This window comes from Elstera litoralis (assembly GCF_000963705.1).
Taxonomy (GTDB): Bacteria; Pseudomonadota; Alphaproteobacteria; order Elsterales; family Elsteraceae; genus Elstera; species Elstera litoralis.
The window spans coordinates 1-10,028 of sequence record NZ_LAJY01000067.1 but is presented as its reverse complement, the minus strand read 5'-3'; the positions used below and the strand labels follow the sequence as shown (position 1 = coordinate 10,028).

Genomic DNA, 10,028 nt, shown 5'->3' with positions numbered 1-10,028 from the left:
ACGCCGAACGGCCATAAAATCACCCTGTTTCTCGAAGAAGCCGGGCTTGAGTACCAGATTAAGCCGATCAATATCGGCAAGGGCGATCAGTTCGACCCGGGGTTCCTCAAGATCGGCCCGAATAACCGCATGCCGGTGATTGTCGATAACGCTCCCGCCGATGGCGGTGCGCCGGTCTCGGTGTTTGAATCGGGGGCGATTCTGCTCTATCTCGCCGAGAAGACCGGAAAATTCCTGCCCAAAGACCTGCGTGGGCGCGTCGCTGTGACCGAATGGCTGTTCTGGCAAATGGGTGGGCTCGGGCCGATGGCCGGCCAGAACCATCATTTCAGCCAATATGCGCCGGAAAAAATCCCCTACGCGATTGACCGCTACGTGAAGGAAACCAACCGGCTCTACGGCGTGCTCAATAAGCGCCTGGAGGGCCGCGAGTTTATCGTCGGCGACTATTCGATTGCCGATATGGCCGCCTATCCCTGGATTGTGCCCTACGAGCGCCAGGGCCAGACTCTCGACGATTTCCCCAACCTCAAGCGCTGGTTCCAGGCGATCGAAGCGCGTCCGGCAACCGTGACCGCTTATGAGAAGGGCAAAGCCATCAATCCGCCCGCGCCGATGACCGAGGACGCGAAGAAGATTCTGTTCGGCCAAACCGCGCGCTAATCTCGCGCGGCTTTCAGGGCCTCGACCTCCGCTTCCAGGGCCGCGCTGCGCTGGTCGCGGAGGTGCGCCACGTCCGCTGGCTCTGGTCCGCCCGCAGGAGGGGATAGGGTAGGGCGGTTTACCCTGCCCTCTTCAACACTGGGGCGACTCGGTTCCAGGGCATTGATCTCAAGGTCTGATCCTCCCAATAGCGCTTATATTTCCGGCTTCGACCATAACAACAACCCCTTCGCCGGACGTCGGCACAATTCCGGTTAAGGCCGTGATATTGACCTGATGCGTCACGACAACAAGCGCTCCCGGCCCGCGCCAATCGGCGAGAATGCGGCGCGCTGCGGCAGTCTGTGCCGGGCCTTTCGCGCCATCGCTAAAGAAGGAATTAAAGGCGGTTTCGTCTTGCTTCCGCCCAGGAAACGCCAAGTCGGCGGTGTCCCGTGCGCGGCACCATTGTGAGGTCAACACCGCGCCAACCTCTATCGTGCGCGATCGGAAAGCTTCGCCGATGCGCCGCGACTGCGCCCGGCCTGAGTCATCCAGGTTGCGCTGCGTGGTACAATCGTCGATCCGCATTCCGGCCGGATCGCCCCCGCCAGGCGCATTGGCGTGGCGGAAAAGCACAATGCCGCCTTGCCTCAGAGCCGCCCAGGCCGCCGCCTCCGAGCCCTGTGCCGGGCTAGGTCCAAGCACACCAACGCTGACCACTGCGATCAGCACTCCAATTAGCCAGCGCGAGAGGGGCGCGATCATCGGTTGAATCCTTACCTCTGGGTCGTGCGGCCCGATGCCGCCCTCAATCAAACAACAGCGATAATATGGTGGCCGTCTTTGAGTTGAGTAGCGGCAAGGTCATAGGTTGTTTGACGGTTCAGCCATAGACTGTTGCTAAACGGAGAATAATTCGATGGATCGACTTCAGGCGATGAGCGTCTTCGTGGCGGTGGCCGATCTGCACGGGTTTGCCCCGGCGGCGCGCAAGCTGGGGCTTACCCCCTCCGCCGTGACGCGCTTGATCTCGGCGCTCGAAACCCATCTCGGTTTGCGATTGTTGCAGCGCACGACCCGCGCCGTGGCGCTGACCGAGGTGGGCGCGCGCTATTTGGTGCGGGCACGCCGAATTCTGATCGAGCTTGAGGAAGCCGAAGCGCTGGCGCGGGAAGAGCAGCAGCATCCGTCGGGGCGGCTCACGGTAACGGCGCCGTCGATGTTCGGGCGGCTGCACGTCGGGCCGCTAATGGGTCAGTATCTCACCCGTTATCCTGGGGTGACGGGCGAACTCATGCTATCGGATCGGAATATCTCCCTGGTCGATGCGGGCATCGATCTTGCCGTGCGCATTGGCCCGTTGACCGAGCAGAGTCTGATTGCGCGCCGCATGGGGGCCGTGCGCCGCGTCATGGTCGCCACGCCCGCGTATCTTGAGGCGAACGGCACGCCGAGCTGCCTCGATGATTTAAGCCAGCATCGTGTGATTCATCTCGCCATCGCCCCCGGCCCGGAGGAATGGGAGTTCCAGCAGGCGGGCCGCCCGGTCTATGTCCCGCTGCGCCCCCATTACACAACGAATAGTACCGATTTAGCCGTAAGCCATTGCGTGCAGGGCGGCGGCATTACCCGCGTGCTCTCCTATCAAGTGGCCGAGGCGGTGGCCGCCGGGCAGTTGCGCATTCTGCTGCCTGAGTTCGAAACGCCGCCGTGGCCGATCCATTTTCTCTACCCGTCGGCGCGGCTTTTACCGCTGAAGGTGCGGGCGTTTATCGACCTCGCCCAGGCGGTCTGCGCGTGGGATTTTACGCAGGTGTAAAGGCTTTGCGCGGGAAGCGGGGCGGCTCCTCCGTATCGTCGCTTGTGCCGCTCCGGCCCCGGTTCTAGCGTTCAGCGCAAAGGGGAGAATTGTCATGGCGACACTCGTTGCAGCACAAAAATCGCGCGTTTCGGGCTCGGCGTTAGAGGCGGCATTGGACGAGCTTCGGCACCTCTTAGGCGAGGCGCGGGTGAGCACGGCGATGGCTGTGCGCGAGCATCACGGGCGGGATGAATCCTGGCACCCGACCATGCCGCCCGATGCGGTGATCTTCCCGGAGACGACCGAAGAAGTGGCGGCCGCCGTCACCATTAGCGCCGCCTATGGCATTCCGATCATCCCTTACGGCACCGGCACGTCGCTGGAAGGCCATGTGGCGGCGCTGGAAGGCGGCATCACTATCGACCTCACGCGCATGAATAAGATCGTCCGCGTCAGCCCGGAAGACCTTGACTGCACCGTGCAAGCGGGGGTGACGCGCAAGCAGTTGAACGAATATCTCCGCGATACCGGCCTGTTCTTCCCGATCGATCCGGGGGCCGATGCCTCCTTGGGCGGCATGGCGGCAACGCGGGCCAGCGGCACCAATGCGGTGCGCTACGGCACGATGCGCGAGAATGTGCTGGGGCTCACGGTCGTCCTCTCCGATGGCCGGACGATCAAAACCGGCGGGCGGGCGCGCAAATCCTCGGCGGGCTACGATCTCACGCGGCTGTTCGTCGGGTCCGAAGGCACGCTCGGGATCATGACCGAGGTGACGCTGAAGCTCTACGGTATCCCGGAAGCGGTGTCGGCGGCGGTTTGCACCTTCAGCAGTCTGGAGGGCGCGGTCGATACCGTCATTCAAACCATTCAATCCAGCATTCCGATGGCGCGGATCGAGTTGCTCGACGACGCGCAGATGGACGCGATCAACCGCTATTCGAAGCTCGATTACCCGGTTGCGCCGACCTTGTTCTTCGAGTTCCACGGCACGGAAGCCTCAGTGAAGGAGCAGGCCGAACAGGTGCGCGCCATCGCCGAGGAGCAGGGCGGCGGTGGCTTTCAGTGGGCGGTGACCCAGGAAGAGCGCACGCGGCTGTGGAACGCCCGCCATATGGCCTATTACGCGGCCCTGGCCCTGCGCCCCGGCGCACGCGGCCTTACGTCCGACGTGTGCGTTCCGATTAGCGAGCTTGCCCGCTGCATTACCGAGACCAAGCAGGATTTGGCGAAAAGCACGCTGCAAGGCACGCTCGTCGGCCATGTCGGCGACGGCAATTTCCATATGCTCTATCTCATCGACCCGGAAAACCCGGCGGAACTGGCGGAAGCCGAAGCGCTGCACGAGCGCTTGGTTCACCGGGCGATTGCCTGCGGCGGCACCTGCACCGGCGAGCATGGGATCGGCTACGGCAAGATTCCGTTCCTGCAAGCCGAACATGGGGCGGCGGTTTCGGTGATGCGCCAACTGAAGCGCGCGCTTGATCCCAGCAATATCCTCAATCCGGGAAAAATCGTTCGGATGTAACAACAGTTGCGTGTCCACCCTGGAGAGATTGGCGTCGGGTGGATGCGCGCACGCCTTCCTGACCCATTGTCCCAAAACTGTAATTTTTTTTCTAATTTCGGCCTCAACGCATTCCGAAAAAAACAAGAAACAAAAACTCCGACCCTTCAAGCCATGATTTTGCCAGAATCAACTTGACCTGCCTGGGAAACTCGGGATTTTAAGCCTTAAGGCTTCGCCACAGGGACTGGTCCAAACCAAAAAAATTCGGCCAGGGCGTAGACTGAGGAACGGGTTGAACAGGGCGGTCGGTCAGGCGCAAGTCTGCCGCCGTTCATAGGGCTTCATAGCTGCGGCACTCCCGATTTCCGGGAGCGAGCTCGGCTGAGTGTGGGGGCTGGCTTGGAATATTTCCTACAACAGATGATTAATGGGCTCACGCTTGGGTCCATTTATGGGTTGATCGCCATCGGCTATACGATGGTCTACGGCATCATCGGCATGATTAACTTCGCCCACGGCGAGGTTTACATGATCGGGTCGTTCATTGCCGTGATCGCGTTTACGCTGCTCGCGGCGGCAGGCATTTCGGCGGTTCCGCTGGGCCTTGTGGCGGTGCTGCTGGCGGCGGTGTTCTTCACCGCCGTGTACGGCTGGGCAATCGAGCGGGTGGCCTACCGGCCCTTGCGCGGCGCGCCCAAGATTGCGCCGCTGATTTCGGCCATCGGGATGTCGATCTTCCTGCAAAACTATGTGCAGTTGGCGCAAGGGGCACGGGTGAAGCCGATTCCCCCGGTGGTGCGCGGCAGCTTCGAGCTGCTGCACCTCGATGGGTTCACGGTACGCCTGACCTATATCCAAATCTTCATCATCCTCACGACCGTGCTGCTGATGATCGGGTTCACCTATCTCATCACTCGCACCTCGTTCGGACGGCAACAGCGCTCCTGCGAGCAGGACCGGACGATGGCCTCCCTGCTGGGGGTGAATGTGGATCGCACGATCTCGCTCACCTTCGTCATCGGGGCTGCCTTGGCGGCAGTCGCAGGCGTGATGGTGACGATGTATTACGGCGTGGTCGATTTCTACATCGGCTTCCTCGCTGGGATGAAGGCGTTCACGGCGGCGGTGCTCGGCGGTATCGGCTCGCTTCCGGGTGCAATGCTCGGCGGCCTGCTGATCGGGCTGATCGAAGCGCTGTTCTCGGCCTATTTCTCGATTGAGTATAAGGATGTCGCGTCCTTCTCGATCCTGATCCTGGTGCTGATGTTCATGCCGTCTGGCCTGCTGGGCCGCCCCGAAATCGAGAAGGTCTAAGCCATGACACAGGTTTCGACGGGGATGGCGGCGCGTCCTGCCCTCGACTTCCCGGCCTTGATTAAGGACGCGGCGCTGACGGCGTTCGTGGTCTTCTTCCTCGCCTTTCCCATGATTGGGCTGCAAACCTACGATCAAGGCGGCTCCTTGGCCGTGCGCGGGCGTTGGGATTTGCTGGCCTATGCCGTGCTGATCGGCTTTGTCGGGCGGCTGCTGTTTAAGATCGCGCTGGCGTTCAAGCCCGCGAAGGCGAATAAAGAGCCGTCGGCAGAAGCGCTGACCCGGCAACGGCAAATCGCCACTGTGATTCGCTGGGCGTTGCTTGGCTTCGCCCTTGCGCTGCCGTTCTTGCCGTTTTCCGACCGCTCCTGGTTGGATCGCGGCATCAACGTGTTGATTTACGTGATGCTCGGGTGGGGCCTCAATATCGTCGTGGGTCTCGCCGGTCTGCTCGACCTTGGCTATGTGGCCTTCTACGCGGTCGGGGCTTACAGCTACGCGCTGTTGTCGCTGAACTTCGGGCTGGATTTCTGGGTCTGCCTGCCGCTCGCGGGGCTGTTCGCGGCGGCCTTTGGGGTTCTACTTGGTGCGCCGACCTTGCGCCTACGCGGCGATTACCTCGCCATCGTGACGCTGGGGTTTGGGGAAATCATCCGCGTCGTGCTGCTCAACTGGGGCTCGCTCTCGGGCGGGCCGAACGGCATCGCCTCGATCCCGCGTATGGACTTCTTCGGCATTGCCCCCTTTGGTAATCGCGAAGGCGCGTTCCATACGCTGTTTGGGCTTGAATATGAGCGCACGCACCAGATCATTTTCACCTATTTCGTCATTCTCGCGCTCGCGCTGATGACGAACTGGATGGTTAATCGCTTGCGCAAACTGCCCATCGGTCGCGCCTGGGAAGCCCTGCGCGAAGATGAAATCGCCTGTAAATCCTTGGGCATGAACCCGACCAACACCAAGCTCACGGCCTTTGCCATCGGCGCGATGTTGGGCGGGTTCGCGGGCAGCTTCTTTGCCGCCAAGCAGGGCTTCATCAACCCGGAAAGCTTTACCTTCATGGAAAGCGCCACCATTCTTGCCATTGTGGTTTTGGGCGGAATGGGCAGTCAGATCGGCGTGGTGTTTGCGGCGCTCTTCCTGGTGTTGTTGCCGGAAGTGACGCGCGATTTCGAACAGAGCCGCATGCTGCTGTTCGGGGCCGCGATGATCCTTATCATGGTGTGGCGTCCGAAGGGGGTTGTTTCCCACCGCGAACCCACGCTGCGGCTGAACCCGGAAAAGGGAGCCTGATCCATGACCAAATATGATGACAGCGCCGTCAAGGATCCGTTGCTTCAGGTTGACGGTCTGACCATGCGCTTCGGCGGCCTCGTCGCTATCGACAGTCTGTCGCTGGTGGCGGGTAAGGGGCAAATCACCGCAATCATCGGCCCGAACGGGGCCGGGAAAACCACATTGTTCAACTGCCTGACCGGCTTTTACAAGCCGACCGAAGGCAATCTGAGCTTCTTCCACCCAGACAAGACCCTCCAGCTTCAGAAGCTCGACAATCACAAGGTTGCGCAGGTGGCGGGCGTAGTGCGGACGTTCCAGAACATCCGCCTCTTCCCGAAGATGACGGTGCTGGAAAACCTGATTGTCGCCCAGCATAATTCGCTGATGAAAGCCTCGGGCTATACTTTCCTCGGGCTGTTCAACCTTGGTGCTACGCCAAGGCCGAGAAGCTGGCGGTGGAAAAGGCCAAATATTGGCTGGACCTGATCGGTCTTACCCACCGGGCCGATGAAGAAGCCGGGAATCTGCCCTATGGGGCGCAGCGCCGAGTGGAAATCGCCCGCGCCATGTGCGTTGGCCCGCGCATGCTGTGTCTCGACGAGCCAGCGGCGGGCCTGAACCCGACCGAATCGCTCGAACTCAACACGCTGCTGTTCCGCATCCGCGATGAAGAGAAGATCGGCATTCTGCTGATCGAGCACGATATGAGCGTGGTCATGAAAGTCTCGGACCGGATCTACGTGCTGGATCACGGTAAGCGCATCGCGGCGGGCACGCCCGACGAAATCCGCAATGACCCCATCGTCATCAAAGCCTATTTGGGCGAAGACGAAGACGCCGAACTGCCACCCGAGATCGCCGCCGATCTCGCAACTCACGGGTGACGCCGATGCCGATGCTGGAACTTCAAGGGATCCATACCTATTACGGCCATATCCAAGCCCTCAAAGGCGTAGATGTGACGGTGGAACAGGGCGAAATCGTCACCCTCATCGGGGCGAATGGCGCGGGTAAATCGACGCTGCTGATGACCATTTGCGGCAATCCGCGCGCGACGCGGGGCAAGGTGATTTTCGAGGGCAAGGAGATTACCCGCGCCCCGATTACCACCATCGTCCGCCAGGGCGTGCAGCAGGTGCCGGAAGGGCGGCGGATTTTTCTCGCGCATGACCGTGCTCGAAAACCTACAAATGGGCGCGACGCTGGGCGACCCCGCCCATTACAAGAGCGATCTCGACCGCATGTTCGGCATGTTCCCCATTCTCGAAAAGCGGCAGGCGCAGCGCGCCGGCACGCTTTCGGGCGGGGAGCAGCAGATGCTCGCCATCTGCCGCGCGCTGATGAGCCGCCCGCGCTTGCTGATGCTGGACGAACCCTCCCTGGGGCTCGCGCCGCTGATCGTGAAGCAAATCTTCAAAACCATTCAGGATCTGAACCGCGAAAACGGCACGACAATCCTGCTGGTCGAGCAGAATGCCTTCCACGCGCTGAAAGTGGCGCACCGCGCCTATGTGCTGCAAAACGGCGAAATCCGCTTGCAGGGCAGCGGGCAGGAGTTGCTCTCGAACCCGGAAGTGCGGGCGCTTTATCTTGAGGGCGGGCACCACGCGGCGTAAGCCCTTTGGGAAGAGTCGGCTCTTACTGAGAGTCGACTCTTTTTTCACTCTAAAATTAGATACGTCTTTTCGGTTGTCGATTTTTTCGGCATTCTCCTAAAAGGATATTTTATTGGAGGGTTTTAAATGGATTTTATAGCCAAATCTATTTTCGAGGGCATTCGAAAGGCAAATGAAAGTTATTATAATTGGTCCGGAGGCGAGTATTGGTTAAGTGATGCTCCTGTAGAAAATATTATGCAAACCTATGTTGCTGAGTCATGTTATAAAGCTGTTAAGGCAAAGAAATTACTTGTTCATCCTGAGGCAAATTTAAATTATTTTCTCCATCAGAAATTATGGGGTAAAAGAAGGGCGGATATAATTATAACTGATGACGAACAAGAGCCGCTATACATAATAGAGCTAAAGAGATCTTCCGGAGAAATGATGCGAGATGCAATTAAGATAAATGATATTTTTTTGCGTTTTAGGAAAAAACACCCTGGAAAAATTAAATCAGCTTATTGGGGGGCTTTTGTTACACATCATAGTGATATGAGGAACCACCAGAATATTGATATGGCGGTGAATCATGTGTTTGAAAATTTTTCATCATGTCTGAAGTGCGAACCATCTCGTATCTCTCGATTAGATAAAAAAATTACGAATGGGGACGTATGGTATAATGATCATCGAGTTGATTGGAATAGTGCGGCTCTTATTGTAAAAATTGATTTCTCATAATGTTGAAGCTCACCAGTCTTACATTTGACAGGCGGCTGTCTTACTCTAGAAGTGCCCACCATTGCGAAGGTGGGCACCACGCGGCGTAACACGGCGTCGATACGGAGAGTGCAAAGCCGGGGCGGGAAACTGCCCCGGCTTTTTTTAGGCAGGCACCAGTTCCGCCTCGGCAATGGCGGCGGCGTGAGGCTTGGCGAGGGCCGCAAAATCCGACCCGGCAAGCCAGATCGAACACTCCAGCCGGGCGGCGTTGAACACTACCTGGGCGCGGTCGAATAAATCCGGGTCCACCAGTGGCGTCAGATCGGGATGGAAGGAGAAGGGCGGCACGGCCCCCATGACGCAGCCGGTCAATTCGCCCGCCAATTGGGCGGGGGCGAGGGAGGCTTTTTTGCCGCCGGTGATCTGTTCGATGCGCTTGAAATCGACGCGGCGATGACCGGGGACGACGGCCAAAAAATAGCGGTCGGCCTGCCCCGGCGTGCGGACCTGAACCACCATCGACTTGGCGGAATCAGCCAGCGCGTGCCCGCGCAAAGCGCTGGCGAGATCGGTCCGGCCTTCGGGCGCGTGTTCGGTCAGCCGAAACGCCGTACCGCGTTCGCTTAAAAATGCTTTCAGTCGATAAAAGGCTTCCGGCATGGACGACGGGCTTTCTGTTGCAGTGCAACAGGTTTTAGTAAAAAGAAACTCTACATACAATGGAATTCCAATGACGGTTTCATTTGGTAAGCGCTCATTTCTATGCGCGTTGACGCGGCCCCTTTGAGCAGGGTCGCTTTCGGCCTGTTGTATGGGCTCAGGCGGTTGTGGTTTTGGCGAAGTTGAAGGGCAGCAGGTCGGTTATGTCGGCCTCTGTTGCGCGCTTTGGCAATTCGGTGAGGACGTGGCGTAAATAGGCCAAGGGCTCGACGCGCGCGGCGCGGCAGGTCAGCATGAGGCTGTAGACGGTGGCGCTTGCCTTGGCTCCGTCCATGGTGTCGCTGAACAACCAGGATTTTCTGCCGGTTGCGAAGACGCGGATGTCACGTTCGAGGAGATTGTTGTCGATGGGCATTCTGCCGTCTTCTGTATAGCGCGTCAGGTATTCCCACTGGTTCAGGGTATAGGATACGGCATCGCCGATCTTGCTGTCGGC

9 protein-coding genes and 2 pseudogenes are annotated in these 10,028 nt (G+C 59.3%); 8 read left to right on the top strand and 3 right to left on the bottom strand.

Annotation, left to right across the window (positions count from 1 at the left end; translation table 11 throughout):
• On the top strand, positions 1-663 hold a 663-nt coding region (locus VZ95_RS03600), incomplete at its 5' end, for a glutathione binding-like protein (RefSeq protein ID WP_084627553.1).
• Between the two features lie 168 nt (positions 664-831).
• Here the strand turns inward: VZ95_RS03600 and VZ95_RS03595 are convergent.
• Positions 832-1,410, bottom strand: coding sequence for a histidine phosphatase family protein (locus VZ95_RS03595; protein ID WP_156995019.1), 579 nt, complete (start codon positions 1,408-1,410; stop codon positions 832-834).
• A gap of 154 nt (positions 1,411-1,564) precedes the next feature.
• Here VZ95_RS03595 and VZ95_RS03590 point away from each other — a divergent pair, with 154 nt between their 5' ends.
• The 7 genes and pseudogenes from VZ95_RS03590 (at position 1,565) to VZ95_RS23795 (ending at position 8,890) form a co-directional block, all read left to right on the top strand.
• Entirely contained in the window at positions 1,565-2,464 is a 900-nt protein-coding gene (locus VZ95_RS03590) for a LysR family transcriptional regulator (RefSeq protein WP_045774662.1), read from the top strand.
• Between the two features lie 94 nt (positions 2,465-2,558).
• Complete coding sequence (locus tag VZ95_RS03585) at positions 2,559-3,974, top strand: FAD-binding oxidoreductase (protein ID WP_045774661.1); 1,416 nt, start codon at positions 2,559-2,561, stop codon at positions 3,972-3,974.
• Between the two features lie 381 nt (positions 3,975-4,355).
• Positions 4,356-5,270: a high-affinity branched-chain amino acid ABC transporter permease LivH gene (gene livH, locus VZ95_RS03580; RefSeq protein ID WP_045774660.1), complete on the top strand. Its 915-nt coding sequence runs from the start codon at positions 4,356-4,358 to the stop codon at positions 5,268-5,270.
• Positions 5,271-5,273: 3 nt separating this feature from the next.
• A complete protein-coding gene (gene livM / locus VZ95_RS03575; protein ID WP_045774659.1) occupies positions 5,274-6,563 on the top strand; it encodes a high-affinity branched-chain amino acid ABC transporter permease LivM in 1,290 nt (429 codons plus the stop codon).
• A gap of 3 nt (positions 6,564-6,566) precedes the next feature.
• Positions 6,567-7,432: pseudogene (locus VZ95_RS26610) on the top strand (ABC transporter ATP-binding protein).
• Positions 7,433-7,443: 11 nt separating this feature from the next.
• A pseudogene (locus tag VZ95_RS03565) lies at positions 7,444-8,164 on the top strand (ABC transporter ATP-binding protein).
• 126 nt (positions 8,165-8,290) lie between these two features.
• Positions 8,291-8,890, top strand: coding sequence for a hypothetical protein (locus VZ95_RS23795; protein ID WP_156995013.1), 600 nt, complete (start codon positions 8,291-8,293; stop codon positions 8,888-8,890).
• A 144-nt stretch (positions 8,891-9,034) separates the two neighbouring features.
• On the opposite strand, the gene VZ95_RS03560 is transcribed toward VZ95_RS23795, so the two are convergent.
• Together VZ95_RS03560 and VZ95_RS03555 are read right to left on the bottom strand one after the other, a co-directional pair.
• On the bottom strand, positions 9,035-9,532 hold the full coding sequence (locus VZ95_RS03560; protein WP_045774658.1) for a YbaK/EbsC family protein: 498 nt from the start codon (positions 9,530-9,532) through the stop codon (positions 9,035-9,037).
• Positions 9,533-9,689: 157 nt separating this feature from the next.
• A partial coding sequence (locus VZ95_RS03555; protein ID WP_045774657.1) for an IS66 family transposase occupies positions 9,690-10,028 on the bottom strand: 339 nt, incomplete at its 5' end.

Excerpts from the sequence above, each read along its gene's own strand:
- VZ95_RS03595 (WP_156995019.1), bottom strand. The coding sequence starts at position 1,410 with ATGATCGCGCCCCTCTCGCGCTGGCTAATTGGAGTGCTGATCGCAGTG.
- VZ95_RS03590 (WP_045774662.1), top strand. The coding sequence starts at position 1,565 with ATGGATCGACTTCAGGCGATGAGCGTCTTCGTGGCGGTGGCCGATCTG.
- VZ95_RS03585 (WP_045774661.1), top strand. The coding sequence starts at position 2,559 with ATGGCGACACTCGTTGCAGCACAAAAATCGCGCGTTTCGGGCTCGGCG.
- livM (WP_045774659.1), top strand. The coding sequence starts at position 5,274 with ATGACACAGGTTTCGACGGGGATGGCGGCGCGTCCTGCCCTCGACTTC.
- VZ95_RS23795 (WP_156995013.1), top strand. The coding sequence starts at position 8,291 with ATGGATTTTATAGCCAAATCTATTTTCGAGGGCATTCGAAAGGCAAAT.
- VZ95_RS03560 (WP_045774658.1), bottom strand. The coding sequence starts at position 9,532 with ATGCCGGAAGCCTTTTATCGACTGAAAGCATTTTTAAGCGAACGCGGT.